Genomic DNA, 26,745 nt, shown 5'->3' with positions numbered 1-26,745 from the left:
CCACCGTTCCCGGTCAGGCAACCGGCCCGCGAGCGCCCGACCACCGGCCTCCAGCACCCTGGGCCGAGCACGCCGCGCCTTCGGTCGCCCGGCCTCACCACAGGTCTCTGCGACAGGCTCGATCAGCTCAGCTGATCATCGCCTGGACCGCGGGCGGTCAGTGGGTCGCCAGCAGAGCGGCCTCGAGGGCGGCCGGCAGACCCGGCCGGGGTAGCCCGTGCGTCGGGGCGGGAACTCGTCGACGCGGCGCAGCCAGGCCCAGCCGCTCCCCCGCCGTCCAGCCGGTTCGTGGTCGGCGTAGGCCCTGCAGGGTCCCGCCGCGAGCTCGCGAGTGATGGGGGCAGGGGGACGCTCCTTCTTCACACCGCCCGGGTGTAGGGCAGGCCCGGGACCTGCGGGAGCGGAGTGGACCGGGCGGCGGCGAGCACCATCTGCGGTGAGCGGGGCAGCCCGCGACGGGTGCACAGCCGCAGCGCCCGCGCGCCGGTGATGACGTCGGTCTCCGGCGGGACGACGAGCAGGTCGGCGCGCTGCGTGCCGCCGGCCCAGGTCAGGCAGACGACCCCGGGATCCATGCTGCGGAAGCCGCCGGTGCGGACCACCCGTCCGCCGACGACCACCTTGCGCGGCGCCGGCGACCAGGCGTCCAGCGGATAGGTGAAGCGCTCGATCCGCAGGCCCCGCTTGTCCAGCGCAGCGACCAGTTCGGGGAGCTCGACGGCGAGGTCGCGGCTGCGCGGGAACCAGGCGCCGTCGAAGGCCTGCTCACCCGAGCCCACGTCGCTGCGCAGGCTGACGCGGACGTCGATACCGCCACGGTGCCCCTCGGCTGCCAGCGTGTGCCGGGTGGTCCTCATCAGCGTCGCGCCTCCTCGTCGATCCCCCGGGCCCCGATACACGGCCCCGAGGAGAACGTAGGCAGCCGGGGTGCCGGGTCCCGGTGAGCGTGTCGCGGGCGGGTCGGCGTCCCCCGGCTTGCCGTCACACCACGTGACCCACCCGCCACCGGCCCCGCTGCAGGGGCCCAGCGGGAGCTGGCGAGCGGTGGGGGGCAGCGGGGCCCGCTTACTTGGAACGGCGGCTGCGGGCCTTGCCGCGCTCGTTCTGGTCGAGGATCACCTTGCGGACCCGGACGGCGGCCGGCGTCACCTCGACGCACTCGTCCTCGGCGCAGAACTCCAGCGCCTGCTCCAGGTTCAGGATGCGCGGCGGGATCAGCCGCTCGAGCTCCTCCGCGGTCGAGGACCGCATGTTGGTGAGCTTCTTCTCCTTGGTGATGTTCACGTCCATGTCGTCCGGACGGGAGTTCTCGCCGACGATCATGCCCTCGTAGACCTCGGTGCCCGGGGCGACCATCAGCGAGCCGCGTTCCTGCAGCGAGAACATCGCGTAGGACGTCGCCGCGCCGGTGCGGTCGGCCACCAGCGACCCGGTCGGCCGGGCGCGCATGTCCCCCAGCCACGGCTCGTAGCCCTCGAGGTTGTGGTTGAGGACGCCGGTGCCGCGGGTCTCGGTGAGGAACTCGGTGCGGAACCCGATCAGCCCGCGCGAGGGCACGACGTACTCCATCCGCGCCCAGCCGGTGTCGTGGTGCACCAGGTTCTCCATGCGCCCGCGGCGGGAGGCCAGCGCCTGGGTCAGGGTGCCCACGTACTCGCCGGGGGTGTCGATGGTGACCCGCTCGACCGGCTCGTGCAGCGTCCCGTCGATCTCGCGCGTGACCACGGTCGGTCGGCCGACGGTGAGCTCGAACTCCTCGCGACGCAACTGCTCGACGAGGATGGCCAGCGCCAGCTCGCCGCGGCCCTGCATCTCCCAGGTGTCGGGGCGCTCGGTGGGCAGCATGCGCACCGAGACGTTGCCGACCAGCTCCTGGTCGAGCCGGTTCTTGATCAGCCGGGCGGTGAGCTTCTTGCCCGAGCGCCCGGAGATCGGCGAGGTGTTGATGCCGATGGTGATCGAGATCGACGGCTCGTCGACGGTCAGCGGCGGCAGCGGGCGCGGGTCGGTGGGGTCGGCGAGGGTGTCGCCGATCATGACGTCCTCGATGCCGGCGATGGCGACCAGGTCACCGGGGCCGGCGCTCTCGGCCGGGGTGCGGGTGAGCCCCTCGGTCATGAGCAGCTCGGTGATCTTGACGTTCTTGACGGTGCCGTCGGTGCGGCACCAGGCGACCTGCTGGCCGTTCTTCATCGTGCCGGAGTGGATGCGCAGCAGCGCCAGCCGACCGAGGTAGGGCGAGGCGTCGAGGTTGGTGACCTGCGCGCGCAGCGGCTCCTCGGCGTCGTAGGTCGGCGCCGGGATGGTGTCCAGCAGCGTCCTGACCAGCGACCCGAGGTCGGGGCTGTCCGGGCTGGTGCCGTCGGCGGGCCGGGTGAGCGAGGCCTGCCCGGTCTTGCCGTTGCTGTAGACGATCGGGAACTCGAGCGCGTCGGGGTCGAGGCCGTTGTCCTCGAGCAGCTCCATGAACAGCTCGTAGGTCTCGTCGACGACCTCGGCGATGCGGGCGTCGGAACGGTCGGTCTTGTTCACCACGAGGATGACCGGCAGCCGCTTGCCCAGCGCCTTGCGAAGCACGAAGCGGGTCTGCGGCAGGGGACCCTCGGAGGCGTCCACGAGCAGGACGACGCCGTCGACCATGGACAGGCCGCGCTCCACCTCGCCGCCGAAGTCGGCGTGGCCGGGGGTGTCGACGATGTTGACCGTGACCGGGTTGCCGTTCTCGTCGGCCAGCCGGATGGCGGTGTTCTTGGCCAGGATGGTGATACCGCGCTCGCGCTCGAGGTCCATCGAGTCCATGACGCGGTCCTGGGTGGTGTCGGCGTCCGTCCCCTCCCCCTTGGCGCGGCCCAGGGCGCCGGCCTGGCGGAGGAGGGCGTCGACCAGGGTCGTCTTGCCGTGGTCGACGTGGGCGATGATCGCCACGTTGCGCAGGTCGTCGCGGGTGGGCATGCGGAAGGGCACCTCGGGAGAGTTCAGGGGGTCGGCGCGTGCACACGCCCAGACACCAGGGTCAACGGCCGCCGGCCCGGCGACCTTCCCATGCTAGTGAAAGGACCTTCTGCCCCCCTCCGCTCGCACGCTCGCGGCGGGACCCTGCAGGGCCGGCAGGGTCGCCACGTCAGGCGGGCGCGAGCCGCTCCCGGAGTTCGGTCAGCAGCCGCTCAGCGGTCTGCGACCGACGGTGCTCCCGCAGGCCGACGACGACGCCGAGTGCGAGCAGACCGACGACGTACAGCCAGCTCCACCCGCCGGGTCCCTCGGGCTGCAGGGCTGCGGCAGCGACAAGCACCGCCACGGCGGCCGAGAACAGCGGGACGGCGAACCGGTCGGAGCGCACCCGCCGTCGCTCGGCCGCCAACCGGCCGACCCACTCCGCACCGGCATCGTCGGGGAGCGCGCCCGCCGACACAGCCCGCTCCACGGCGGCCCGCTCCCGAGCACGAGCCGAGAAGCGTAGGTACACCATCGCGGCCAGGGCCACGCACGCGCCGAAGAAGCCGCCGCGCAGGACGGCCTCGACCCAGCTCCACGCCTCGCCGCCCGAGAGGACCTCGGTGGCCTGCATCCCCGGGCCGAAGAGAGCAATGCCGAAAGCGGCCGGCCACAGTGCATCGGAGAGCTGACCGCGGTCGACCCGAGCCGTCACGCCGTCAGCATGGCCGAACACCGTCCGGGGGCACCATCGCCCCGCCGGGTGGTCAGCGGGGGAGCTCGCCGGCCCGCGGGCGGTCGGCCACCGCGTACGTCACCCCGGCAGCGGCGATCGTCACCAGACTCACGGCCAGCCAGGACGCCAGCCCGACGCCCAGTGCCAGGACGTGGGCCAGCACGAAGGCCCCGATGTAGAGCGCGCCGAGACCGAGGGCCACCGCCCAGCTGCGGTGCCTCACCCACAGCCAGGCCGCACCCAGCCCGCCGAGAGCGAACACCGCGCCGCCGAGGGCCCGCACTCCGGTGCCCTGGGCGACGGCGAAGCCGGCCGCCAGGCCGACGGCGACCAGGACGGCGGAGGGGACGCGGGTGCCCGCGCGGGTCAGGGGCGAGCTCGTCATGCCACCCAGTCTCCCCTGACGACGACGTCGGGCAGGGCAGCGGGAGGAATGGGTCGCAGGCGACCGGGTAGGCCTCTAGAGAACCGGCGCTGGTCGCACAGCTGGACCGGCCCCCTCCCCGACGTTGCAGAGGAGCGCCACCATGGCCCTGTCGTACGAGACCCTGCCCGGCGACATCGATCACCTGATCGCCGACGACCACGCGATCGTCGAGCGCCAGTTCCAGCACCTGGAGGCCGGCCGCGGCAACCGCCGGGTCCTGGTCGACCAGATCAGTGCCGAGCTGTCGATGCACGCGTTCGCCGAGGAGACGGTGATCTACCCGATCTGGAAGCAGGTCGGGATGAAGGGCGAGCTCGACGACGCCACGCAGGAGCACCAGAAGATGAAGGAGCTGCTCGTCGTCCTCGGCCGCACCGAGCCCGGCGAGGCGGAGTTCGAGCAGGCGCTCACCGAGCTCATCGCCGAGGTGCGCCACCACGTCCAGGACGAGGAGCAGGAGGAGCTGCCCGAGTTCCGCGCCAAGGTCGGCGCCGAGCGGATGGCTGCCCTGGGCAAGGACTTCATCACCGCCAAGCGCCGCGGTCCGACGCGGCCGCACCCCAAGGCGCCGTCCGGAGGCATCAAGGAGAAGGTCGCCGGCGCGCTCGCCGCTCCCCTCGACCTGGCCCGCGACGCCGCGTCGGGCACCAACAAGGAGCTGGCCACCGACCCGAGCGGGCTGCTCGACCCGCAGGCCCAGGCCATCGTCGACGCCCACTCCTCGCTCGGCCCGCTGCCGTTCGAGACCCTGACGCCCACCGAGGCGCGCAAGCAGCCGGGTCCGAAGGCAGCGGTCGAGAAGGTGATGTCCGAACGCGGCATCGAAGGTCCCGAGCCGGTCGGCTCGGTGGAGGACCTCGAAATCCCCGACGGCGCGGGCGGCACCCAGCGGCTGCGGGTCTACAAGCCGGTGGACGCCGGCACCGGTCCCCTGCCGATCATCATGTGGATCCACGGCGGCGGCTGGGTGCTGTTCACCATCGACGACCACTACGACGCGTCCTGCCGCGGGCTGACCAACAAGACCGGTGCGATCGTCGTCTCGCCCGACTACCGCCGGGCTCCCGAGGCGGTCTTCCCCGCCTCGCACGACGACGTCCTGGCCGCCTACCGCTGGGTGGTCGCCAACGCCGCCTCCCTCGGCGGCGACCCCACGCGGATCGGCATCGGCGGTGAGTCCGTGGGCGGCAACATGGCCCCGGCGACGATCCTGCAGCTGACCGACGCCGACCCCCGCCCGGTCGCCCAGGTGTGCGTCTACCCGCTGACCACCGGCGAGCAGTTCGGCGAGTCGATGGAGGACGCCGCCGACGGCCGGCCGCTGAACCGGGCGCTGCTCTCCTGGATGGCGATGCACGCCTTCGAGGGCAGGCCGGACGCCGCGCAGGACCCCCGCATCAACCTGCTGGGCTGGAGCACCGAGCAGCTGGCGAGCATGCCGCCGACGCTGGTCATCACCGACGAGCGCGACCCGCTGCGCAGTCAGGGCGAGGAGTTCGCCCGCAAGCTCGAGGCGGCCGGGGTGACCACGACAGGGACCCGCTACGAGGGCGTCATGCACGAGTTCTTCGGCGCCTCCGCCGTGCTCGACAAGGCCGAGCAGGCCCAGCGGCAGGCCGCGGAGCACTTCACCCGCGCCTTCGGCGTCACCACCACCGCCGTCCGCTGACCGCCCACCCCACCCGAGGAGGCACCGGCATGAGCCTCGACCAGCTGGCCACCGACGGGCCGGTGGGCGAGCTGGACCTGGTCCACGCTTTCACCGGCCCCATGCCGACCGGCGTGAGCGTCTCGCACACCGGCCGGGTCTTCGTCAACTTCCCGCAGTGGGGCGACGACCCGCCGGCGACCGTGGTGGAGCTGCGCGACGGGCGGGAGGTGCCGTTCCCCGACGAGGCGTGGAACTCCCCGTCGGGGGACGACGACGCCGGCGCCTTCGTCTCGGTGCAGAGCGTCGTCGTCGACCCGGCCGATCGGCTGTGGGTGCTCGACACCGGCAGCCCGATGTTCCAGCCGACCAAGCCGGGCGGGCCGAAGCTGGTCCGCGTCGACCTGGACACCGACTCGGTCGCGCAGGTCATTACCTTCGACCCGTCGGTCGCGCTGGAGACGACGTACCTCAACGACGTCCGCTTCGACCTGCGGCGGAACGAGGCCGGGGTCGCCTACATCACCGACTCCTCCGACTCCGGCCCCAACGGCATCATCGTCGTGGACCTGGCCAGCGGGGAGGCGTGGCGGCGGCTGCACGAGCACCCGTCGACCAAGGCGCTCACACCCCCGGACCTGCGCATGGTCGTGGAGGGCCGCGAGTTCGCCGAGCGCGACGAGGACGGCAGCACCTCGCCGGTGACCATGGGGGCCGACGGCATCGCCATCTCCTCCGACGGAACCCGGCTGTTCTACTGCCCGCTGGCCTCGCGGCGCTGGTACAGCGTCTCGACCGACGCCCTGGTCGACCGCTCGCTGGGCGACGACGAGGTCGCGGCCACCGTCGTCGACGAGGGCGACAAGGGGGCGGCCGGCGACGGGATGGAGACCGACGAGCAGGGGCGGCTGTACGTGACCGACGGGGAGAACAACGCCGTTCACCGGCGGCTGCCCGACGGGAGGTGGGAGACCGTGCTGCACGATCCGCGGCTGCTGTGGCCGGACACCATGTCGGTCGCCGCCGACGGGCACCTCTACGTCACGGCCAACCAGCTCTACCGGCAGGCGAGGTACCAGGGCGGGCAGGACCTGCGGCGCAAGCCGTACGCGCTGTTCCGCACGCCCATCGACGCCGGCCCGGTGCGGCTCCGGTGAGGCTGGCCGGGCAGCTGTCCCGCCGGCCCCGGCAGGGGCCGCGCGGGACGCTGCGGGTGGTGGACCCCAGCCCGCTGAACTGGCTGTACATCACGTACAACACCGTCGAGGAGCCGGTGCGGGTCACCCGGCGGGGCAAGGTCCGCCCCGCCGCGATGAGCCGGTACCGGTGGCGGGACGGCGGGCGCACCCTGGAGATCCGGGTGCGTGACAACTGGTACCCCGACGGCACGCCGCTGACCGCCGACTCGGTGCGCCGGGCCGCGCAGGAGCAGTTCCGGTGGCACTCGCCGCATCCGCCGGGCACGCATTTCAACATCGACCAGCGGACCCGGGTCGAGGTCGTCGACGACCGGACGGTGCGGCTGCACCTGCCGGCCGTCGACGGGCTGGCGCTGGGCAAGCTGCGCGCCACCCACGTGATGAGCGAGCGGTTCTGGCGGGACCTGGGGTTCGGCTACGCGCGGGACGAGTCCGGCGAGGGCCACTGGTAGGTGATCGACGCGCCGGGGCCGTGGGCCTCGGGAGCCTTCGCCCTCGTCGAGGGTCACTCGCGCGTCGACACCGAGGCGGTCGTCACCGACGGCGAGGACCGCACCTGGCTGCAGACGCAAGACCGCAGCCCCACGGTCCGCCTGCGGGCAAACCCCGCCTACTGGGACCGCCGGCGCGGCCCGCGCGTGGCCGAGGTCGAGTTCCGCAACGACGTCGACGCAGGCACCGCCCTCGACCTGGTGTGCGACACCGTCGGCGAGGTCGACCTCGTGACCGAGGTGCCGCACGCGCAGGCCGAGCGGGTGCGCCGCTCGCAGCATGCCCGGCTGGTCACCGTCGAGGCGGTGCGCGCGCTGGCCGGCGTCCTGGCCCGGGACGCCGACGGACTGCCGCTGGCCGACGTCCGGGCCCGGCGGGCGCTCAACCTCGCCGTCGACCGGGCCGCTCTCGTGAGGGACGTGTTCGGCGGGCTGGCCCGCCCGCTGGCCGGGCTGACCCCGCCGACGCCGCTCACCGTCGCCCACCGGACGCCGGACCGGCTGCGCGGGTACCGGCACGACCCGGCGGAGGCCGCCCGGCTGTGGCGGGAGGCGGGCGGTGCGTCCCGGCCGATCCGGCTCGCCGTGCTGGAGCGGTGGGCGGCGGTCGCCGACGCCGTCGCCGAGCAGTGGCGCGGCGCGCTGGGCGTCGCGGTCGAGGTGTCGGTGGTCGGTGCCGCCGAGGAGCGGGAGACCCGCCGGCGGCTGGCGGCCAAGGAGCCGCGCGACTGGGACGTCCTGCTGCTCGAGCAGGGCAGCCAGTCCGCCGACGTCCCCCCGCTGGAGCTGCACCACGCCTTCGTGGGCCGCTCGGGCGAGTTCCGGGCCGGGCCGGTGGATCCGCGGTTCGAGGAGCTGTTCGCCGACCTGGTCGCGCAGACCTCGCAGCTGCGCCAGGTGGTCGCCGCCAACCGCATCGACCGGTACGTCACGGAGCAGGCGCCGGCCCTGTTCCTGGTGGCGCCGCAGGTGCTGTACGCGGTCAACCGGGAGGTCGACTTCCAGCCGTACGCGACCAGCTTCGAGCTGGCCGACACCTCGCTGCGGGACGGCCACTGGTCCCTGGCCGGCCGCTGACCGCCGCTCGATGCCGCCCTCGATGATCAGCTGAGATGATCGTCCACGGTCCTGGCTCACTACCGGTGGTGAGCCAGGACCGGCAACGGTGAGCTCAGCTGATCATCGGCGCGGGGACCCCGCGGGGACCCCGGAGGAGGTCCTCACACTCAGGCGGTGCGGAGCACGCCCTCGATCTCGAGCTCGATGCTGATCTTGTCGCCGACGACGACGCCGCCGCCGTCCATCGGCATGTCGATGTCGACGCCGAACTCCTTGCGGGAGATCTCGGTGCGGGCGCTGAAGCCGGCGCGGGTGCCGCCGTAGGCGTCCGGGCCGAAGCCGTTGACCTCGAGCGCCAGCTCGACCGGCTTGGTGATGCCCTTGATGGTGAGGTCGCCGACGACGGTCCAGTCGGCACCGTCGGTGCGGACTTCGGTGGAGCGGAAGGTCATCTCGGTGTGGTTGCCCACGTCGAAGAAGTCGGCGGAGCGGATGTGCGCGTCGCGCTGCTCCTGCCGGGTGTCGATCGAGTCCATGTCGATCGTGGCGGTGACGCTGGACCGCGTCGGGTCCTCGGCGGTGACGATCTCGCCGGCGAACTTCGTGAAATAGCCGCGGACCTTGCTGACCATCATGTGGCGGACGGAGAAGCCGACCGTCGAGTGGCCGGCGTCGACGTCCCAGGTGCCGACGACGTACCCGGGGATCTGGGTGGCGGTGGTCATGGAGGCTCCAAGTGGTTGAGCGTTCTACCTTCTGTCCGGCCACAGCGTAGTTGAGAGCTCATCTATTCCGCCAGTAGGCTGGCGGCATGACCGCCGACGTGTCGCTCGTCCCCCGGGACCCTGGCCCGCCCGCCGGGGAGCCGCGCTGGCTCGACGCCGAGGAGCAGCAGGCCTGGCGGGCGTGGCTCTACAGCGCCCAGCTGCTGCTCGACCGGCTCGACCGCGAACTGACCCACGCGACCGGCATCTCGCACGCCTACTACGAGATCCTCGTCGCCCTCTCGGAGACCGAGGGTCGGATGATGCGGATGAGCGAGCTCGCCGACCGCTGCCTGTCCTCGCGCAGCCGGCTCTCGCACGCCGTCTCGCGGCTGGAGGAGCGCGGCTGGGTGCGCCGGCAGGTCTGCCCGGACGACGGTCGCGGACAGCTCGCCGTCCTCACCGACGACGGCTTCGCGGCGCTCGAGGCGGCCGCCCCGGTCCACGTCGAGAGCGTGCGCACGCACCTGTTCGACCAGCTGTCCCCCGAGCAGGTCGCCGCGATGCGCGACCTCGGCGAGACGTTGCTGCGCCACCTCGGCCCCCGCTGACGCGACCAGTGTGCTCAGCAGTGGGATAAGGTCGGCACATGCGTCTGCACGTCACCCTGGACGACGACCTGGTGGCCGAGCTCGACCGCCGGGTCGGACCGCGGGAGCGCAGCGCCTTCATCGCCCGGGCCGTCACGCACGCGCTCGCCGAGCAGGGGCGGTGGGAGCAGCTCGAGTCCGCGCTGGGCGCGCTGGCGGACGCCGGTCACGACTGGGATGCCGACCCGTCGGCCTGGGTGCGCGAGCAACGCACCGGCGACCGGCGCCGCGTCGGTTGACGTGGGCGTCGTCCTCCTCGACTCCACGGTCCTCATCGACGCCCTGCGCGGGCGTCCCGCCGCGGCCCGCGTGCTCGGCCTGCGCAACCGCGGTGACGTCCCGGTCACGTCGTCGGTGAACGTGGAGGAGATCGTGCGTGGGCTGCGCCGGTCGGAGCAGGACGCGGTCGAGCGCTTGTTCGACGGCCTGCGGGTCGTCCCTCTGCGTCGGACGGAAGCCGAGCGCGCCGGTCGCTGACGTCGGGAGTTCGCCGCTCGCGGGATCACCCTCAGCCAGGCCGACTGCCTCGTCGCCGCAGCGGCGGTCTCGGTCTCGGCCCGTCTGGCGACCGGCAACCCGACCGACTTCCCGATGCCCGAGCTGGTGGTGGAGCACTGGCCCGTCGGGGTGTGACGCACCCTCCGGGGCCGCCGCCGAACGACGTGGACCCGTCGACGTGACAGGCGGAGAACGCGCCGGTGCCCGTTCGTCACGGCCGCGGTCGGACGCGCGGGTCGTCCCGCGGGTGGAGGACGCCGGACCGCACCGCTCCTAGGGTCGTCCCCGATGGACGGCTCCCCACCCCTCGAGCGCCCGGCCGCGTGGCTGCGCGATCACCCGTTCGCCGTGGACGCCGGCATCGCGGCGCTCGTCTGCTTCGTCACCGTGCTGCTCCCCGCGAGCTCGTCCATCGGCGAGGGCCCGGAGACGGCCGTCGGCCTGCTGCTCACCGTGCCGCTGGCCTGGCGCCGCCGGGCCCCGGTGCCGGCCGCCGCGGTCGTCGTCGCCGCCGGGCTGCTCCAGCTGGTGGTCGTCGACACCGTCCTCCCGGCCGACGTCGCCGCCCTGGCCATGATTCACGCGCTGTCCGCCTACGCCCCGCGCTGGGCGGGCCGCGCCGGGCTGGTCGCCGGACTGGTCGGTGCGGGACTGGCAGCGGTCCGGTACTTCTCGCCCGACGTGCTGGTCTCCGCCGGCTCCATCGGCGTCGCGGTCGTCGCCGCCTGGGCGCTGGGCGACCTGCGCCGCGCCCGCGTGCGGGAGATCGACGACCTGCAGGAGCGGGCCCGGCTGCTCGAGCTCGAGCGCGACCAGGAGATGCGGCTGGCCGCGACCGCCGAGCGGGCCCGCATCGCCCGCGAGATGCACGACGTCGTCGCCCACTCCCTGTCGGTGGTGGTCGCGCAGGCCGACGGCGGCCGCTACGCCGGGCGTGCCGACCCGGCCGCGGCGACCGGCGCGCTCGAGGCGATCGCCGCGACCGGGCGGCAGGCGCTGGCCGACATGCGCGGACTGCTCGGCGTCCTGCGGGAGGACGGCGGCGAGGTGTACGCCCCGCAGCCGGACGTCGCCGCGATCCCCGGCCTGGTCGACGACGTGCGGGCCAGCGGTCTGGACGTCGACCTGCTCGTCGAGGGCATGCCGCGGGAGCTGCCCGCGGGTCCGCAGCTGGCCGCGTACCGGGTCGTGCAGGAGTCGCTGACCAACGTGCTCAAGCACGCCGGCCCGGCCAGCCGCGCGTGGGTGCGGCTGCACTGGCGGCCCGACGCACTGGAGCTCTCGGTCCTCGACGACGGCCGGGGCGCGTCGGCGGCGATGGCCGGGTCCGACGGCGCCGGCCAGGGGCTGGACGGCATGCGTGAGCGGGCCCGGCTGCACGGCGGCCGGCTGAACGCCGGGCCGCGCCCGGGCGGCGGCTTCGGCGTGCACGCCGTCCTCCCCTACGGGGTACCGCGATGAGCGGGCCGATCAGGGTCGTCCTGGTGGACGACCAGCAGATGGTGCGCGCCGGGTTCCGCATGGTCATCGACTCCCAGCCCGACCTGACCGTCGTCGGCGAGGCGGGCACCGGCACGGAGGCGGTGGCGCTGCTGGCGCGGACGCCGGCCGACGTCGTCCTCATGGACGTCCGGATGCCCGGGATGGACGGCATCGAGGCGACCCGTCGGGTCACCGCGCTCCCGGAGCCACCGCGGGTCGTCGTGCTCACCACCTTCGACCTCGACGAGTACGTGGTCGCCGCGATCGGCGCCGGCGCCAGCGGCTTCCTGCTCAAGGACGCGCCGCCCGAGAAGATGCTGGCCGCCGTCCGGACCGTGCACTCCGGCGACTCGGTGATCGCCGCCAGCTCCACCCGCCGGCTGCTGCAGCACGTGGCGCCGATGCTGCGCGGCGCCGCGCCCCGCTTCCCCGCCGCCGAGGACCGCGCGCTGGCCGAGCTGACGCCGCGCGAGCGCGAGGTGCTGGTGCAGATGGCCTACGGCGCCACCAACACCGAGATCGCCGGGAGGCTGTTCGTCAGCGAGGCCACGGTCAAGACCCACGTCGGGCGGGTGCTGGCCAAGACCGGCTCGCGCGACCGGGTGCAGGCCGTCGTCCTCGCCTTCCGCACCGGACTGGTGCAGCCGGCCGACCTGCTGCGCGACGCCCCCGCCTGACCCTCGGCCGCCCGGGCAGCGGGTGTCGCCGCCGCTGTGCTCCTGGCAGACCGGCGGCCGGTTCCGGGGACCCGGCCGGGTCCGCCCGCAGGATGACCCGTCCTCCGCCCGCGGTAGCACGCGCGCGGCCGCGGTGATCACCTCCGGCGCCGACGCGGGGAGACGCCGTGCACCGGCAGGTTGGTCGGCGTCCCCGACCAGCACCCCCGGAGGTTGCCCACGTGTCCGCTCCCGTGCCCCTGTTGACCGTCCCCGGGGAGCCGCCGTCCTCCGCCGCCGCCGCGCGGGCCCGCGGCCTGACCAGGACCCACGGCCACGGTGAGACGGCGGTGCACGCGCTCGGCGGGAGGGAGGGGGACGGCACAGCCGGCGTGGACGTCGACGTCGCCCGCGGCGCCTTCACCGCCATCATGGGCCCGTCGGGGTCGGGCAAGTCGACCCTTCTGCACTGCCTGGCCGGGCTGGACACCGCGACCAGCGGGCAGGTGTGGCTGGGCGACACCGAGCTGACCGGCCTGCGCGACGACGCGCTGACCCGGTTGCGGCGGGAGCGGATCGGCTTCGTCTTCCAGGCGTTCAACCTGCTGCCGGTGCTCGACGCGCGGGAGAACATCGTGCTGCCGATGCGGCTGGCCGGCCGTCGTCCCGACCCGGCCTGGTTCGACACGGTGGTCGCCCGGCTCGGCCTGACCGACAGGCTGCGGCACCGGCCGTCGGAGCTCTCCGGCGGGCAGCAGCAGCGGGTCGCCGTCGCGCGGGCGCTGCTGCCCCGCCCGGACGTCGTCTTCGCCGACGAGCCGACCGGCAACCTCGACTCCCGCGCCGGCGCGGAGGTGCTCGACCTGCTGCGCAGCTGCGTCCGGGAGACCGGCCAGACCGTCGTGATGGTCACCCACGACCCGATCGCCGCGGCCTACGCCGACCGGGTGGTGCTGCTCGCCGACGGCCGGCTGGCCGGCGAGATCGAGCGGCCCACCGCCGACACCGTCGTCTCCGCACTCCGTGGCCTGGGCGCCTGACGTGCGCACCGTGACCCTCGCCTCCGTCCGCGCGCACGCCGCCCGGCTGGTCGCCTCCTGCCTGGCCGTCGTGCTCGCGGTCGGCTTCGTCGTCGCCACGCTGGTGCTCAACGAGACCACCCGCAGCACCGTGCTCACCGCCGCCGGCGCGCGGTACGTCGGTACCGACGTCGTCGTCACCTCCGACGACGGCGGCACGCTGGCCGGCGACGTCCCCGCGCTCACCGCACTGCCCGGTGTGCAGGCCGTGGCCCCCGAGTGGCAGACCTCGGTGCAGGCGGTCGCGCCCGGCCGCACCGGGTCGCAGTACCTGCTGGTCGGCGCGGTCGCCGACGACCCGGCGCTGCGCTGGCAGCGGCTCTCCGCCGGGTCGCTCCCCGACCGCGCCGGCGAGGTGGCGGTCAGCGAGCGGGTCGGCGCGGGCGTCGGTGACGTGCTCCGGGTGGACGACGGCGCGGGATCCGCCGTGCCGGCCACGGTCACCGGCGTGGTCGACCTCGGCGGCGACCCGGAGGCCGGGCTCTACGGCCGGGCCTGGGCCGTCCCCGAGCAGGCACAGGCGTGGGGTGCGGTCGACCCGGTCGAGCTGCGGGTCGCCGGCCGGCCGCGCACCGACCCGGAGCTCCTGGCCGCGGACGTCCGGGCGGCGCTCGACGGGCAGGCGGTGACCGTGCGCACCGGCACGGCGCAGGCGGAGGCGCGCACCGCCACGATGCTCGGGAGCGCCATGGCGCTCACTGCCGTCCTGCTGGTCTTCGGCACGGTCGCCGTCGTCGTCGCCGGGCTGGTCGTCGCCAACACGTTCGCCGTCCTGCTCGCCCAGCGGACCCGCGAGCTGGCGCTGCTGCGCTGCGTCGGCGCGACCGCCCGGCACGTGCGCCGCAGCGTGCTCGCCGAGGCGGCGCTCACCGGGCTGGCCGCCTCCGCGCTGGGCGTGGGCGCCGGCATCGGGCTGGCCGCGGTCGTCTCCGCGCTGGCCGAGGGGGTCGACTCGCCGGTGCCGCTGTCCGGGCTGTCGGTCGCGCCATCCGCCGTCGTCGCGGGCCTGGCCGTCGGCACGCTCACCACGATCCTGGCCGCGCTGGCTCCCGCGCGGGCCGCCACCCGGGTAGCGCCGCTGGCCGCACTCCGCCCGGCGGACCCGGCGCCGGTGCGCTCCCGACGGGGGCTGCTGCGGCTGGCCCTCGGCCTGCTGCTGCTCCTGCCCGGCGCCGGCCTGCTGGCCCTCGGCGTGGCGGTGGCCGACGTGTTCGTGGCGCTGCCGGGTGGGGTGGCCAGCTTCCTCGGCGTGGTGCTGCTGGCCCAGCGGGCGGTGCCTCCGGTGGTCGCGGCCGCCGGGTACCTGGTCGCGCGGGCGGGCGGGGTGCCGGCCCGGCTGGCGGCCGGCAACGCCACCCGCAACCCCCGGCGGACGGCGGCGACGGCGACCGCGCTGCTCATCGGTGTCACGCTGACCACGGCGATGGTGGTCGGCACCGCCTCGACGCGGGCCACCGCCACCGCGGGGCTGGCCGCCGCCTACCCCGCCGACGTCGTCGTCGACGGGCTCTCCGGCGAGCTCCCCGCGTCGCTGCCCGGCCAGGTCGAGGACCTGGACGGCGTCGCGGCCGGGACGGCGCTGCCGGGCACGGAGGTCACCGGCCCCGACGGCCAGCCGTGGCCTGCGTACGGAATCGACCCGGGGACCGCCGTCCCGGTGCTGCGGTCGACGGCCGACACCCCGCTGCCCGACCCCGGCGAGGCGCTGGTGCCGGAGTGGCTCGCCCGGTCGTGGGGCGTGGCCGACGGGGACGAGCTCCGGCTCGCCGCGGACGGCGGGTCGCTCGCGCTGCGCGCGCAGGTGGTCGGGTCGGACTCCCCGCTGCTGGTCACCGCCGACGACCTGACCCGGCTGGACCCGGCCGCGCCGGTCGCCCGGCTGTGGCTGCGCCTGGCCGACGACGTCGACCAGACCGCGGTGGTCGACGCGGTGACCGACACGGTGGGCGCGACGGCGACCGACGCCCAGGTCACCGGCGTGGTCACCCTGCGCCAGCAGATGAACGAGGTGCTCGACGTGCTGTTGCTGATCGTGACCGGCCTGCTCGGGGTGGCGGTGGTGATCGCGCTGATCGGCGTCGGCAACACCCTGGCGCTGTCGGTGGTCGAGCGGCGGCAGGAGAACGGGCTGCTGCGGGCGCTCGGACTCACCCGGTGGCAGCTGCGCGGTCTGCTGGCGTGGGAGGCGGTGCTGGTGTCCGGGGTGGCCGCCGTGCTGGGCGTCGTCCTCGGCGGGGTCTACGGGGTGACCGGGACGGCGTCGGTGCTCGGGATGGCCGGCGAGGTCGTGGTCGACGTGCCGTGGCTGCAGGTGGCCGCGATCGTCGCCGTCGCCACGATGGCGGGGCTGCTCGCCTCGGTGCTGCCGGCCCGCCGCGCCGTCCGCACCTCCCCCGTCGCCGCCATCGCCGCCTGATGTGGAGTGTGGGAGTGCAGAAGATCTGCACTCCCACACTCCGCTACGCCCGGGGCTGACGTTCGGCAGCCCGTCCCGGAGCGCGCCCAGCAGCGTGGCGCAGGTGTCGGCGGTCAGCGGATGCGCGCCCCGTCGACCCGCAGCGTGATCTCGGTGTGCAGCGGGCGGACCTGTCCGAAGGACCGTGGTGGACGAGGACGAGTAGGGGAGGACCGGGCCTGTTGCCGGTAGATGGTATTCTACTACCATGCGGACGACCATCGACGGTGCCGGGCGGTTGGTCGTGCCGAAGGCCCTCCGGGACGCCCTGGGGCTGCGGGCCGGGGCCGGGGCCGAGGTGACGGTGCAGGTCAGGGACGGGCGACTGGAGATCGAACCGGCGCCGGTCCCCATGCGACTGGAGGCGTCGGACGGCACCCTGCGGGCTGTGGCCGCCGTCGACCTCCCACCGCTGACCGCCGAGCAGGTGCGTGAGGCGCTCGAGCAGACCCGGCGGTGATCGCCGCCGACACCAGCGTGCTGGTCGCCGCCTTCGCCTCCTGGCACGAGTCGCACACCGCGGCCCGCGAGGCGTTGCCCGGCGTCCGGCTGGTGGGGCACTGCGTGGTCGAGACGTATTCGGTTCTCACCCGGCTCCCCCCGCCGCACCGGGTTCCCCGGGAACTCGTGGCCGAGTGGCTCGACCGCATCGCGACCTCCGCGCCGTTGACGCTCCCGGCCGAGGAGGTCCGCGGCCTGCCGCGGCTGCTGGCCGACCGCGGCGTCGCCGGTGGAGCGGTGTACGACGCTCTCGTCGCGGCGACTGCACTGCACCACGGGGCCGAGCTCGTCTCCCTGGACACCCGGGCGGTGGCGACCTACCGCGCGCTCGGCATGGCCCACCGACGGCTGACCTGAGCCACCCGGGGTCCCGCTGCGGCTCAGGTGACGTCGTCGGGCGGGTCCGGCCAGCGCGGCACCCCCGCCACCGGGCCGCGCCCCAGGCGTGCGGCGAACCGCGGTGGTCGCCGCTCGAGGAACGACGCCACGCCCTCGGCGGCGTCCGGGCCCGCGCCCAGCTCGGCCAGTACCCGGGACTCGGCACGGTGGGCGTCCCAGGGCGAGGGTGCGCCGAGCATGGACCACAGCAGCTGCCGGGCGGCGCCGACCGCGACGCCCGAGGTGTTGTCGGCGATCTCGCGGGCCAGGTCCAGCGCGGTCGGCAGCAGCTCGCCGTCGGGGACGACGCGGGAGACCAGCCGTCCGCGCAGCGCCTCGGCGGCGTCGAACACCCGGCCGGTGGCCACCCACTCCATCGCCTGGCTGATGCCGACGACCCGCGGCAGGAACCAGGAGGACGCCGCCTCCGGCACGATGCCGCGGCGGGCGAAGACGAAGCCGAACCGGGCCGACTCGGCGGCGATCCGCACGTCCATCGGCAGGGTCATCGTGGCGCCGATGCCGACCGCGGGGCCGTTGACCGCGGCGACCACCGGCTTGCGCAGGGCGGCGAACGGAAGGGACGCGATACCACCCCAGTCCCGCGGGACGCCGTCCACGGTGCCGCGCGGGACCGGGTCGGGGCGCGCCGCGCGGTCTCGGAAGGTGCTCTCGCCGCCGCCGAGGTCCGCGCCGGCGCAGAACGCCCGCCCCTCCCCGGTGACGACGACCACCCGGACGGCGTCGTCGGCGTCCGCGGCCGCCGCCGCGGCGGCCAGCTCGGCGGCCATGACCGCGGTGAAAGCGTTCATCCGCTCCGGACGGGCGAGGGTGATGGTGGCGACCCCATCGCCGACCTCGTACCGGATCTGGGTGGGGTTCATCCGAGCGCACCGGCGACGGCCAGGCGGGCGACGGCGTCGAGGTGTTCGGCGGCGTCCCCGAGCAGCAGCCGGTCCACCTTGGCCCGGCGCCAGTACAGGTGGGCGTCGTGCTCCCAGGTGAAACCGATGCCGCCGTGCACCTGGATGCAGGTCTCGGCGGCCCGCTCCAGCACCTCGGCCGCGTGCGCCCGGGCGGCCGACGCCGCCAGCGGCAGCTCGTCCGGCGCGGCGTCGGCGGCCCAGGCGGCCCACCACACCAGCGAGCGCAGCTGGTCCACGCCGACCCACGCGTCGACCAGCATGTGCTTGACCGCCTGGTACGAGCCGATCCGCCGGCCGAACGCCTCCCGCTGCTGGGCGTACCCGACCGCCATCTGCACCGCCGCGTCGGCCGCGCCGAGGTCCTCGGCGGCGAGCACCACGGCGGCGACCTGGCGGGCCCGGGCCCACAGCTGGCCGGCGTCCTCGGCCAGCACCCGCCGGGAGGTCAGCCGCACGGAGGCCAGCCCGCGGGTGGCGTCCAGCGGCCGGCCGGGGGTCGCCTCGCCCTCGCCGACGACGAGCGCGCCGTCGTCCAGCCCGAGGAAGAGCGTCGCCCCGGCCGCGTCGATCGAGGGGGACGACCCGGTCACCGGACCGTCGAGCACCGCGAACCGCGCCGACCCGTCGGCCAGCTGCGCGGCCAGGTCGGGGACGTCGGCCAGCAGCACCGCGGCACGGGCGGCGGGAACCAGCGAGGGCCCGGCCAGCACCGCGCCGCCCTGCTCGGCGACGACGGCGAGGTCGAGCAGCGACCCGCCGCCCCCGCCCGCCGCCTCGGGCACGGGAATGCCGAGGAAGCCGACGTCGGCCAGGGCCTCGTATCCGGGCTGCACGGGGCCGCCCTCGAGCGCAGCACGGGCGGCGGCCGGCGAGGCCTGACCGCGGTAGAAGTCGCGGGCGCCGGCGGCGGCGTCGCGCTGGTCGGGGCCGAGGTCGAAGTTCACCGTCGTCCTCCTGCGAACGGCGCCGTCTTGTCACTGCGCGGTTCCGGCGGGAGGCCGAGCACCCGCTCGCCGAGGATGTTGCGCAGCACCTGGTCGGTGCCACCGGCGATGGCCAGCCCGGGCAGGTAGCCCTGGGTGCGCTGCCAGGTGTCGTCGCCGTCGGCGGTGGCGGCGTACACGGCGTCGTCGCCGAGCAGGCGGACGCCGGCGTCGGCCACCAACTTCGCGGCGGCGGTGCCGGCGAGCTTGCCCGCGCTCGCCTCCGGTCCGGGCAGGCCGCCCTGGCTGAGGACGGTGAAGCGGCGGTAGCCGGTGTAGCGGGTCGCGAGCGAGGCGACCACGGCCCGGCCGACCGCCTGCCGGGCGAGCACCTGCCGCTCGGGGTCCAGCTGCGGCAGCCGCTGCCGGGCGTGCGCGACGAGGGTCTCGACGGGCACGCCGAGGTCGCTCCCGGCGCCGCCGATGGCCACCCGCTCGTTCATCAGCGTGGTCAGCGCCACCCGCCAGCCCTCGCCGGGCTCCCCCAGCCGCTCGCTGTCGGAGATGCGGACGTCGTCGAAGAACACCTCGTTGAAGCCCGCCGAGCCGACCATCTGGCGCAGCGGCCGCACGGTCACCCCGGGGGCGTGCAGATCGACGACGAACATCGTCAGCCCGGCGTGCTTGGGCTTCTCCGGGTCGGTGCGGGTGAGCAGGATGCCGTGGTCGGCGACGTGCGCCAGCGTCGTCCAGACCTTCTGCCCGTTGACCACCCAGTCGTCGCCGTCGCGGACGGCGGTGGTGCGCAGCGCCGCCAGGTCGGAGCCGGACGCCGGCTCGCTGAACAGCTGGCACCAGACGTCGTCGGCACGCAGCAGCCGGGCGAGGTAGCGGGACCTCTGGTCGTCGCTGCCGTGCGCGATGACCGTCGGCCCGCACATCCCCAGGCCGATGTGGTTGATCAAGGCCGGGACCCGCGCGCGGGCCAGCTCCTGCTGCACGATCGCCTGCTGCACCAGCGTGCCGCCCTGCCCGCCGTACTCCCGTGGCCAGGGGATGCCGACCAGGCCGGCCTCAGCGAGCACCCGCTGGGTGCGGCGCAGCTCGGCCTCCGAGGTCCGCGCGTCGACCGCCTCCTCCCCGGCGCCGACGTGCAACAGCTCGTCGGCGCGCTCCTCGAGGGTCTTCCGGACCCGCGCCCGGAAGGCGGCCTCGTCGGGGGTGTCGTCGAAGTCCACGGGCAGCGCCTCTCCCTCGTCGAGCCGGTCGGCCGCAGCTAAACAGCGTTCCCCGGCGACGGTCAACGACGGCCGCGCGCCCGGCCGACCGGCCTGTTGACCGTTCCGGGCCGCACAGCGAGCATGACGTGCATCACACTCTGCGAGGAGGGCCCGTGGGCGTCGAGATTCCCCGACTGCAAGGCCGCGGCATGACGATGAGCGACCAGCTGGGGCGCTGGGCCCGGCGGACGCCGGAGGCGCGCGCCCTCCACTTCGAGGGCACCGACCGCAGCTACGCCGAGCTCGACGAACGCGTGACCCGGCTGGCCCGTGCGCTGGCCGGCCGCGGCGTGGGGACCGGGGACCGGGTCGCCGTCCTCGGGCTCAACGGGCTGGAGGTGTGGGAGGCCTACCTCGCCGGGGTGCGGTTGGGGGCGGTCGTCGTCCCGGTGAACTTCCGGCTGGTCGCCGACGAGGTGGCCTACGTGCTCGCCGACAGCGGCGCGGTGGCGCTGGTGGTGGACACCGCGCTCGCCGAGGTGGCGGCCAAGGCCCGCGGGCAGGCGCCCGGGGTGCGCACCGTGCTGACCATCGGGGAGGACTACGAGGAGGCGCTGGCCGCGGCGGGCAGCGAGCCGCTGGACGTCGAGGTCGACGAGGGCGCAGCCGCGTTCATCATGTACACCTCCGGCACGACCGGCCGGCCCAAGGGCGCGGTGCTGACCCACCGCAACCTGCTCATGCACGTCTTCAGCCAGGTCACGCACCTGGGCTGGGACCCCGACGACCGGGTCGCCGTCCCCGGCGCGCCGCTGTTCCACATCGCCGGGCTGGCCGGGGGCCTGCCGGCGCTGCTGATGGGCGGCGTCCACGTGATCCTGCGCTCGGGCGGCTTCGACCCGGTGGCCACCCTCGACCTCATCGAGCGGGAGCGGGTCAGCAGCATCTTCCTGGTGCCGGCGATGTGGGCGGCGGTGGTCGCCGTCCCGGACATCGCCGCCCGCGACCTCTCCTCGCTGCGGCGCATCTCCTGGGGCGCGGCGCCGGCGTCGACGACCCTGCTGCGGACGATGATCGACACGTTCCCGCAGGCCGAGGTGGTCACCGCGTTCGGCCAGACCGAGTGCAGCCCGGTCACCTGCTTCCTCCGCGGCGAGGACTCGGTGCGCAAGATCGGCTCGATCGGGACGCCGATGCTGAACGTCGAGGTGCGCGTGGTGGACGACGCGATGAACGACGTCCCGCAGGGGGAGGTGGGCGAGATCGTCTACCGCAGCCCGATGGTGATGCGGGAGTACTGGAACAAGCCGGAGGAGACGTCGATCGCCTTCGAGGGCGGCTGGTTCCACTCCGGCGACCTGGTGCGGCAGGACGAGGAGGGCTACTTCTTCGTCGTCGACCGCAAGAAGGACATGATCATCACCGGCGGCGAGAACGTCTACTGCGCCGAGGTCGAGGACGTGCTGGCCGCGCACCCGAAGGTCGGCGAGGTCGCGCTGATCGGCGTCGCGGACGCCCGCTACGGCGAGGCGCCGCTGGCCGTCGTCGCCCCGCGGGACCCGGCCGACCCGCCGACCCCGGCCGAGCTGACCGCGTGGTGCCGGGAGCGGCTGGCGGGCTACAAGAACCCGCGGGAGTACTCGATCGTCGCCGCGCTGCCGCGCAACCCCAGCGGCAAGGTGCTCAAGACGGCGCTGCGGCAGGAGCACCGCGCCGGCTCGTTGGTGGCCGAGCCGGTCGTCTAGTTGGCCCCCTCCTTGGCATCCCCGCTGCCTGCGAGGGGATCCAGGAGGGGGTCCTTCAACAGCCGTCCGGGCCGCAGACCGCGGCGCCGTCGCTCTGGACGGAGATGAGCGGCGAGCGCTCGGACCAGGCCCGCTCCAGCACCTGCAGCAGGGCGTCGGCGGGCTGCGCGCCGTTGACGCCGTACTTCCGGTCGACGACGAAGAACGGCACGCCGCTGATCCCCAGCGCCTGCGCCTCGGCCTCGTCGGCCCGGACCGCGCCGGCGAAGCGCTGGTCCTCGAGCGCCGCCCGGACCTCGTCGGCGTCCAGGCCCGCCTCGGCGGCCAGCCGGACCAGGGTCTCGCGGTCGCCGACCGCCTCCCCCTCGCCGAAGTAGGCGGTCAGCAGCCGCTCCTCGACCGCGTCCTGCACCCCGCGCTCGCCGGCCAGGTGGATCACCTGGTGGGCGTCGAAGGTGTTGGCCCGCACCGCCCGGTCGAACCGGAAGTCCAGCCCCTCGGCGGCGGCCTGCTGGGTCATGTGGTCGGTCATCTGCTGCGCGCTCGGCACGGAGGTGCCGTACTTCCTCGCCAGCCGCTCGGCGTACTCGGTGGCCGTCACCCGGTCGCCCGCGGCGGCCGACTCGGCCCCCGGGTCGAGCTCGAAGGCCTTCCACTCCACCTCGACGGCGTCCCGGTGCGGGAACCGCGCGAGGGCGGCCTCGAAGCGGCGCTTGCCGATGTGGCACCAGGGGCAGACGACGTCGGACCAGATTTCCACCTTCACCCCCGGCCGAACGCCCCAGCGCGCGGATGGCATTCCGGCCGAGGTGGACGGGCCCGGGAAGCCGTCCGTCTCGGCCCAGCGGCCGCCTGCCTCAGCCCTGCCAGGCCTCGGCGACCTGCGAGACCACGGCGGCGGCCTGCGCCCGGCCGGCCCGCGCCGAGCCGGCGCGGGCGGCGGGGTCGAGCACGTTGCGCCCGATGGCGCGGCGGCTGCCCTCGTCGGGGGAGACGACCGCGACGCGGGCGACCATCCCGGTCACCTGCGCGTCGACGCTGGCCAGGGGCCCGACCCCGCGCGGGATGGGTGCGAGGACGACGACCCGGTCGTAGCCGTCGGCGAGGTCGGCGTTGGCCGCCGAGCGCATCCCGCCGTCGACGTAGCGGCGGCCGTCGATGGTCACCGGCGGATAGACGCCGGGGACGGCGCAGCTGGCCGCCACCGCCTGCAGCAGCGGGACGCCGGAGGAGCGGTCGAGGGCCCGGAACTCGCCGGTCTCCGCGTCGACGGCGGTGATCCGCAGGTCGCGGTCCGGCCACTCCGTGCTCAGCAGGCGGGAGCCGATGACGTCGAGCCGCTCCTGCTCCGTCGGGGTCAGCCCGGCCTTCTCCGCGGCCAGCGCCAGCGCACCGACCCGGCGGCGGAACTCGACGTCCCTGCCGCGACTGCGCAGCACCGCCCAGGCGTAGCGGGCCAGCGCGGCGCGGGTCATGCGAGCCGCCTTCTCGTCGGTCGGCGGCTCGAGCTGGCGGGCGTAGAGCGTCTCGAGGCCGGCACCGCTGGCGATCTGCGCGCCGACCACCGAGCCGGCGGAGGTGCCCACCACCAGGTCGGCACCGGTGAGGTCGGTGCCCGCCTCGGCCAGGCCGGCGAGGACGCCGATCTCCCACGCGATGCCGGTGATGCCGCCGCCACCGAGGACGAGGGCCGTGCGCTGGTCGGTCATCAGGCCATCCTCACCCACAGTCGGCTCTCGACACGCCTTGTGAGGTGCGCCACGCTGTGGGGTACCGGAGAGAGAGGATTCGCATGACCGCCACGCAGGCCGCACCGACCCCGACCGCACACAGCTGGCCACCCGGCCTGCCGCGCTCGCTGGAGTACCCGGAGGTCCCGGTCGGCTCGATCCTGCGGGCGGCGGTGCGCCGCTGGGGCGACCGGACGGCGTTCGTCGACCACGACGTCTCGCTGACCTTCACCGAGCTGGGGGCGCGGGCGCACGCGGTGGCCAACTGGTTGGCCGACCACGGCGTCGGGCGGGGGGACGTCGTCGCGGTGCACATCCCCAACTGCCGCCAGTACCCGGCCGTCTACTACGGGGTCCTGCTGGCCGGGGCGACCTTCTCCCCCACCAACCCGCTGCTGCCGGCCGCGGACCTCGCCGCGCAGCTCACCGACGCCGGCGCGCGCGTGCTGGTCACCTGGGACCAGGTGCTGCCGTTCGTGCGCAGCGCGCTGGCGCAGACTCCGGTGGAGACCGTCGTCGTCACCGGGGAGGCGCACACGCTCGACCTCGCCGCCCGGCTGGAGCTGGAGGGCGGGGACGTCGACCTCGCCGACCTGCTCGCCGGGGACCCCACCGACCGCCACCTCGACGCCGGCATCGACCCGGCGGGCGACCTCGCGCACCTGGCCTACACGGGGGGCACCACGGGGGTCAGCAAGGGTGTCGAGCTGCCGCACCGCGCCGTCGTCACGAACGTGCTGCAGTCGGCCTGCTGGTCCTCGGGGTCGCTACCCGTGCTCGACGAGGCGGGCGACGTGACGCTGCGCCAGGTGGCCGGGCCCGACGACTACCCGACGCGGCTGGGCGAGGCGCGGCTGGTGAACCTCACGCCGTGGTTCCACGCGATGGGCGTGATCGGCTACCTCAACGGCATGGTCATGGGCGGCACGATGACCGTCATCCACATGCGCTTCGACCCGGTGCGCTACGTCGAGGACGCCATCCGATACCGGGTCACCTCGATCGGCGGCGCGCCGCCGGTGTTCGTGGCGTTGCTCCAGGTGCCGGGCTTCCTCGAGGCCGACTGGTCGACGGTCCGCGGTGTCTCCAGCGGCGCCGCGCCGCTGCCGGTGTCGCTCATCGAGCGCCTGCAGGCGGTGCTGCCGAACGCGGTCATCGGCGAGGGGTACGGGCTGACCGAGGTGACCATGCAGGCCACCGGCAACCCGGTGTTCCGGTCGGGTACCCGCCGGGCCGGCACGGTGGGGGTGCCGGTCTTCGACACGGAGATCAGCATCCAGCCGCTCGGCGGCGGCGCTCCGCTGCCGCCCGGCGAGCGCGGCGAGGTGTGCATCCGCGGCCCGCAGGTGATGCGCGGCTACGCGCGCCGACCGGAGGCCACCGCCGAGGCGATCGACGCCGACGGCTGGTTCCACACCGGCGACGTCGGCGTGCTCGACGAGGACGGCTACCTGGCGATCGTCGACCGCACCAAGGACATGCTGCTCTACAAGGGCTACAACGTCTTCCCGCGCGAGCTGGAGGAGATCCTGTTCGGCATCACCGGGGTGGCCGGTGCGGCGGTGGTGGGCCGGCCAGACGAGGAGGCCGGGGAGCTGCCGGTGGCCTACGTCGTCCGCAAGGCCGACGACGCCGGCGCCGCGCTCACGGCCGAGTCGGTGATGGCCGCGGTCAACGACAAGGTGACGCCGTACAAGCGGCTGCGCGACGTCGTCTTCATCGACGCCATCCCCGTGTCGGCCGCGGGCAAGGTGCTCAAGCGGGAGCTCGCCGCCCGGGAACGGACCGCCGTCGGCGGGGACTGACCGGCCGCTCTCCCGGGTGGCGTCGCCGGCGCCGCACCCGTCCGCTCACCCGGACGGGTGCGGCCTGCACCCGGGACGCCAGGCGGCTCACTATCGTGCCGCGAGTGGACGGCATCACCGCACCGACGACCGAGCACTCCGGCGTCCGGATCGCGCACGAGGAGCTCTCGCCGTTCCGCCAGGTGTGGCGCCGGGTCGTGATCGCGGCGGTGGTGCTGCTGGCCACGGTGCTGATCGTGTGGCTGGACCGGGACGCCTACCGGGACGGCAACCAGATCGGCATCGATCTGCTCGACGCCTTCTACTACGCCACGGTCACCCTCTCCACGACCGGCTACGGCGACATCACGCCGCTGACCGACGCCGCCCGGCTGGTCAACATCCTGGTCATCACGCCGCTGCGCATCCTGTTCCTGATCGTCCTCATCGGAACCACCCTCGAGGCGCTGACCACGCGCACCCGCGAGGAGTTCCGCATCCGTCGCTGGAGGTCCCACGTGCGCCAGCACGTCATCGTGTGCGGCTACGGCACCAAGGGCCGCAGCGCCATCCGCTCCCTGCAGGCCTACGGCACCCCCCTGGAGCAGATCGTCGTGGTCGACCCCGAGCCGCGGGCGATCGACGAGGCCAACTCGCTCGGGCTCACCGGCATCGTCGGCGACGCCAGCCGCACCGACGTGCTGCGGCGGGCCTCGATCGAGCGGGCGCGGGCGGTCATCGTGGCGGCCAACCGGGACGACGCGTCGGTGCTCATCACGCTCACCGTCCGCCAGCTCAACGCAGGCGTGCCGATCACCACCTCGGTGCGCGAGGAGGAGAACGCCCAACTGCTGCGCCAGTCCGGCGCCGACACGGTCATCACGACCTCGGCGACCGCCGGCCGGCTGCTCGGGCTGTCCACCGACGCCCCGCGGGTCGTGGCGACGGTGGAGGACCTCGTCACGGGCGGCCAGGGGCTCGACCTCCAGCAGCGGCGGGTCACCGCCGGGGAGGTCGGTCTGGGGCCACGGCAGTTGCGCGACATCGTGCTGTCGGTGACCCGCGGCGGACGCACGCTCCGCTTCGACGACCCGCTGATCGGCACGCTGGAGGCCGAGGACGTGCTCGTCGTCGTCCGCTCGCACCCCCCGGGCGGGCAGATCGCCGTCTGACCGTCGACCTGGCCTGGACCGGGCCTGATGTCCGCCGGCAGCCGGAACCCGAGGCGCCGGTCCCCACGCTCGATCAGTAGGGCGGTGGGGTGGTGACGGCGGTGAGGCCGGTGGGTGTGGTGACGGTCAGCGTGCCGTCAGGAGCGAGGATGTGCTGCCAGCCCGGTGCCTGGTGTTTCCCGCGGTGGTCGCTGGTGCAGTAGCCGGCCAGGTTGGCCGCGCTGGTCTCGCCGCCGGCGGCGTAGGACCGGTTGTGGTCCAGCTCGCCGGCCGTGGGCACCCGGCGGCGGCAGCCGGGAAACCGGCACCGCCGGTCCCGCGCCCGGCCGGTGCGGTCCAGTGCGGCAA

At 74.6% G+C, this 26,745-nt stretch carries 27 protein-coding genes; 16 read left to right on the top strand and 11 right to left on the bottom strand.

From position 1 onward, the window contains the following. Window positions 1-359: 359 nt before the first annotated feature. The 4 genes from E4P41_RS15665 to E4P41_RS15650 all read right to left on the bottom strand — a co-directional run bounded on the left by E4P41_RS15665 (window position 360) and on the right by E4P41_RS15650 (window position 4,055). Window positions 360-857, bottom strand: coding sequence for a DUF5994 family protein (locus E4P41_RS15665; protein WP_135142201.1), 498 nt, complete (start codon window positions 855-857; stop codon window positions 360-362). Between the two features lie 208 nt (window positions 858-1,065). After that, a complete protein-coding gene (gene typA / locus E4P41_RS15660; RefSeq protein WP_135142200.1) occupies window positions 1,066-2,952 on the bottom strand; it encodes a translational GTPase TypA in 1,887 nt (628 codons plus the stop codon). A gap of 169 nt (window positions 2,953-3,121) precedes the next feature. Continuing rightward, entirely contained in the window at window positions 3,122-3,649 is a 528-nt protein-coding gene (locus E4P41_RS15655; protein ID WP_135142199.1) for a hypothetical protein, read from the bottom strand. A gap of 52 nt (window positions 3,650-3,701) precedes the next feature. Beyond that, the gene (locus E4P41_RS15650; protein WP_135142198.1) at window positions 3,702-4,055 is read right to left on the bottom strand and encodes a hypothetical protein; all 354 of its coding nucleotides are present in this window, start codon (window positions 4,053-4,055) and stop codon (window positions 3,702-3,704) included. A gap of 142 nt (window positions 4,056-4,197) precedes the next feature. Here E4P41_RS15650 and E4P41_RS15645 point away from each other — a divergent pair, with 142 nt between their 5' ends. Genes E4P41_RS15645 through E4P41_RS15630 form a run of 4 tightly spaced genes read left to right on the top strand, consistent with a single transcriptional unit; the run spans window position 4,198 to window position 8,512 of the window. Beyond that, the gene (locus tag E4P41_RS15645; RefSeq protein ID WP_135142197.1) at window positions 4,198-5,766 is read left to right on the top strand and encodes an alpha/beta hydrolase fold domain-containing protein; all 1,569 of its coding nucleotides are present in this window, start codon (window positions 4,198-4,200) and stop codon (window positions 5,764-5,766) included. 29 nt (window positions 5,767-5,795) lie between these two features. Next, window positions 5,796-6,902 (top strand): L-dopachrome tautomerase-related protein, encoded by a 1,107-nt coding sequence (locus E4P41_RS15640; RefSeq protein ID WP_135142196.1) that lies wholly within the window; start codon window positions 5,796-5,798, stop codon window positions 6,900-6,902. Next, complete coding sequence (locus E4P41_RS15635; RefSeq protein ID WP_135142195.1) at window positions 6,899-7,396, top strand: ABC transporter substrate-binding protein; 498 nt, start codon at window positions 6,899-6,901, stop codon at window positions 7,394-7,396. The genes E4P41_RS15640 and E4P41_RS15635 overlap by 4 nt, the downstream gene beginning before the upstream one ends. Then, window positions 7,397-8,512: an ABC transporter substrate-binding protein gene (locus E4P41_RS15630; RefSeq protein WP_135142194.1), complete on the top strand. Its 1,116-nt coding sequence runs from the start codon at window positions 7,397-7,399 to the stop codon at window positions 8,510-8,512. It begins immediately after the preceding gene. Between the two features lie 149 nt (window positions 8,513-8,661). Here the strand turns inward: E4P41_RS15630 and E4P41_RS15625 are convergent, their stop codons facing one another. After that, the gene (locus tag E4P41_RS15625; protein ID WP_135142193.1) at window positions 8,662-9,219 is read right to left on the bottom strand and encodes a YceI family protein; all 558 of its coding nucleotides are present in this window, start codon (window positions 9,217-9,219) and stop codon (window positions 8,662-8,664) included. Window positions 9,220-9,305: 86 nt separating this feature from the next. Here E4P41_RS15625 and E4P41_RS15620 point away from each other — a divergent pair, with 86 nt between their 5' ends. The 9 genes from E4P41_RS15620 (at window position 9,306) to E4P41_RS15580 (ending at window position 16,876) form a co-directional block, all read left to right on the top strand. Continuing rightward, complete coding sequence (locus tag E4P41_RS15620; RefSeq protein ID WP_135142192.1) at window positions 9,306-9,809, top strand: MarR family transcriptional regulator; 504 nt, start codon at window positions 9,306-9,308, stop codon at window positions 9,807-9,809. A 38-nt stretch (window positions 9,810-9,847) separates the two neighbouring features. After that, window positions 9,848-10,087 carry a hypothetical protein gene (locus E4P41_RS15615; RefSeq protein WP_135142191.1) on the top strand — a complete coding sequence of 80 codons (240 nt, stop codon included), beginning with the start codon at window positions 9,848-9,850 and terminating at the stop codon, window positions 10,085-10,087. A 1-nt stretch (window position 10,088) separates the two neighbouring features. After that, window positions 10,089-10,325, top strand: a complete 237-nt coding sequence (locus E4P41_RS15610) for a PIN domain-containing protein (protein WP_167761108.1) — start codon at window positions 10,089-10,091, stop codon at window positions 10,323-10,325. Between the two features lie 309 nt (window positions 10,326-10,634). After that, entirely contained in the window at window positions 10,635-11,807 is a 1,173-nt protein-coding gene (locus E4P41_RS15605) for a histidine kinase (RefSeq protein WP_135142189.1), read from the top strand. After that, a complete protein-coding gene (locus tag E4P41_RS15600; RefSeq protein WP_135142188.1) occupies window positions 11,804-12,505 on the top strand; it encodes a response regulator transcription factor in 702 nt (233 codons plus the stop codon). Before E4P41_RS15605 ends, E4P41_RS15600 begins: the two co-directional genes overlap by 4 nt. Before the next feature lie 233 nt (window positions 12,506-12,738). Continuing rightward, on the top strand, window positions 12,739-13,524 hold the full coding sequence (locus tag E4P41_RS15595) for an ABC transporter ATP-binding protein (protein ID WP_209307747.1): 786 nt from the start codon (window positions 12,739-12,741) through the stop codon (window positions 13,522-13,524). A 10-nt stretch (window positions 13,525-13,534) separates the two neighbouring features. Continuing rightward, window positions 13,535-15,979 carry an ABC transporter permease gene (locus E4P41_RS15590; protein ID WP_135142187.1) on the top strand — a complete coding sequence of 815 codons (2,445 nt, stop codon included), beginning with the start codon at window positions 13,535-13,537 and terminating at the stop codon, window positions 15,977-15,979. Between the two features lie 247 nt (window positions 15,980-16,226). Beyond that, entirely contained in the window at window positions 16,227-16,478 is a 252-nt protein-coding gene (locus tag E4P41_RS15585) for an AbrB/MazE/SpoVT family DNA-binding domain-containing protein (RefSeq protein WP_135142186.1), read from the top strand. Continuing rightward, window positions 16,475-16,876: a PIN domain-containing protein gene (locus E4P41_RS15580; RefSeq protein WP_135142185.1), complete on the top strand. Its 402-nt coding sequence runs from the start codon at window positions 16,475-16,477 to the stop codon at window positions 16,874-16,876. Before E4P41_RS15585 ends, E4P41_RS15580 begins: the two co-directional genes overlap by 4 nt. Before the next feature lie 23 nt (window positions 16,877-16,899). On the opposite strand, the gene E4P41_RS15575 is transcribed toward E4P41_RS15580, so the two are convergent. Genes E4P41_RS15575 through E4P41_RS15565 form a run of 3 tightly spaced genes read right to left on the bottom strand, consistent with a single transcriptional unit; the run spans window position 16,900 to window position 20,050 of the window. Next, window positions 16,900-17,781, bottom strand: a complete 882-nt coding sequence (locus E4P41_RS15575; RefSeq protein ID WP_135142184.1) for an enoyl-CoA hydratase-related protein — start codon at window positions 17,779-17,781, stop codon at window positions 16,900-16,902. Next, entirely contained in the window at window positions 17,778-18,767 is a 990-nt protein-coding gene (locus tag E4P41_RS15570; RefSeq protein ID WP_135142183.1) for an acyl-CoA dehydrogenase, read from the bottom strand. Before E4P41_RS15570 ends, E4P41_RS15575 begins: the two co-directional genes overlap by 4 nt. Then, entirely contained in the window at window positions 18,764-20,050 is a 1,287-nt protein-coding gene (locus E4P41_RS15565) for an acyl-CoA dehydrogenase family protein (RefSeq protein WP_245177384.1), read from the bottom strand. Before E4P41_RS15565 ends, E4P41_RS15570 begins: the two co-directional genes overlap by 4 nt. Window positions 20,051-20,139: 89 nt before the next feature. Here E4P41_RS15565 and E4P41_RS15560 point away from each other — a divergent pair, with 89 nt between their 5' ends. Beyond that, window positions 20,140-21,711, top strand: a complete 1,572-nt coding sequence (locus E4P41_RS15560) for a long-chain-fatty-acid--CoA ligase (protein ID WP_209307746.1) — start codon at window positions 20,140-20,142, stop codon at window positions 21,709-21,711. A 55-nt stretch (window positions 21,712-21,766) separates the two neighbouring features. Here E4P41_RS15560 and E4P41_RS15555 read toward each other — a convergent pair whose 3' ends face one another. Next, a complete protein-coding gene (locus tag E4P41_RS15555) occupies window positions 21,767-22,471 on the bottom strand; it encodes a DsbA family oxidoreductase (protein WP_245177383.1) in 705 nt (234 codons plus the stop codon). Between the two features lie 97 nt (window positions 22,472-22,568). After that, a complete protein-coding gene (locus E4P41_RS15550; protein ID WP_135142181.1) occupies window positions 22,569-23,420 on the bottom strand; it encodes a patatin-like phospholipase family protein in 852 nt (283 codons plus the stop codon). A gap of 83 nt (window positions 23,421-23,503) precedes the next feature. Between E4P41_RS15550 and E4P41_RS15545 the strand changes: the two genes are divergently transcribed. Beyond that, window positions 23,504-25,246 (top strand): class I adenylate-forming enzyme family protein, encoded by a 1,743-nt coding sequence (locus E4P41_RS15545; protein ID WP_135142180.1) that lies wholly within the window; start codon window positions 23,504-23,506, stop codon window positions 25,244-25,246. Window positions 25,247-25,350: 104 nt separating this feature from the next. Continuing rightward, window positions 25,351-26,397: a potassium channel family protein gene (locus E4P41_RS15540; protein WP_209307744.1), complete on the top strand. Its 1,047-nt coding sequence runs from the start codon at window positions 25,351-25,353 to the stop codon at window positions 26,395-26,397. 73 nt (window positions 26,398-26,470) lie between these two features. Here E4P41_RS15540 and E4P41_RS15535 read toward each other — a convergent pair. Next, a partial coding sequence (locus E4P41_RS15535) for an HNH endonuclease signature motif containing protein (protein ID WP_135142179.1) occupies window positions 26,471-26,745 on the bottom strand: 275 nt, incomplete at its 5' end.

The sequence above is a fragment of the Geodermatophilus sp. DF01-2 genome, from assembly GCF_004571065.1.
GTDB lineage: Bacteria > Actinomycetota > Actinomycetes > Mycobacteriales > Geodermatophilaceae > Geodermatophilus.
This window is presented reverse-complemented; position numbering and strand designations above follow the sequence as displayed.

Excerpts from the sequence above, each read along its gene's own strand:
- E4P41_RS15665 (WP_135142201.1), bottom strand. The coding sequence starts at position 857 with ATGAGGACCACCCGGCACACGCTGGCAGCCGAGGGGCACCGTGGCGGT.
- typA (WP_135142200.1), bottom strand. The coding sequence starts at position 2,952 with ATGCCCACCCGCGACGACCTGCGCAACGTGGCGATCATCGCCCACGTC.
- E4P41_RS15650 (WP_135142198.1), bottom strand. The coding sequence starts at position 4,055 with ATGACGAGCTCGCCCCTGACCCGCGCGGGCACCCGCGTCCCCTCCGCC.
- E4P41_RS15645 (WP_135142197.1), top strand. The coding sequence starts at position 4,198 with ATGGCCCTGTCGTACGAGACCCTGCCCGGCGACATCGATCACCTGATC.
- E4P41_RS15640 (WP_135142196.1), top strand. The coding sequence starts at position 5,796 with ATGAGCCTCGACCAGCTGGCCACCGACGGGCCGGTGGGCGAGCTGGAC.
- E4P41_RS15625 (WP_135142193.1), bottom strand. The coding sequence starts at position 9,219 with ATGACCACCGCCACCCAGATCCCCGGGTACGTCGTCGGCACCTGGGAC.
- E4P41_RS15620 (WP_135142192.1), top strand. The coding sequence starts at position 9,306 with ATGACCGCCGACGTGTCGCTCGTCCCCCGGGACCCTGGCCCGCCCGCC.
- E4P41_RS15615 (WP_135142191.1), top strand. The coding sequence starts at position 9,848 with ATGCGTCTGCACGTCACCCTGGACGACGACCTGGTGGCCGAGCTCGAC.
- E4P41_RS15605 (WP_135142189.1), top strand. The coding sequence starts at position 10,635 with ATGGACGGCTCCCCACCCCTCGAGCGCCCGGCCGCGTGGCTGCGCGAT.
- E4P41_RS15600 (WP_135142188.1), top strand. The coding sequence starts at position 11,804 with ATGAGCGGGCCGATCAGGGTCGTCCTGGTGGACGACCAGCAGATGGTG.
- E4P41_RS15585 (WP_135142186.1), top strand. The coding sequence starts at position 16,227 with ATGCGGACGACCATCGACGGTGCCGGGCGGTTGGTCGTGCCGAAGGCC.
- E4P41_RS15575 (WP_135142184.1), bottom strand. The coding sequence starts at position 17,781 with ATGAACCCCACCCAGATCCGGTACGAGGTCGGCGATGGGGTCGCCACC.
- E4P41_RS15550 (WP_135142181.1), bottom strand. The coding sequence starts at position 23,420 with ATGACCGACCAGCGCACGGCCCTCGTCCTCGGTGGCGGCGGCATCACC.
- E4P41_RS15545 (WP_135142180.1), top strand. The coding sequence starts at position 23,504 with ATGACCGCCACGCAGGCCGCACCGACCCCGACCGCACACAGCTGGCCA.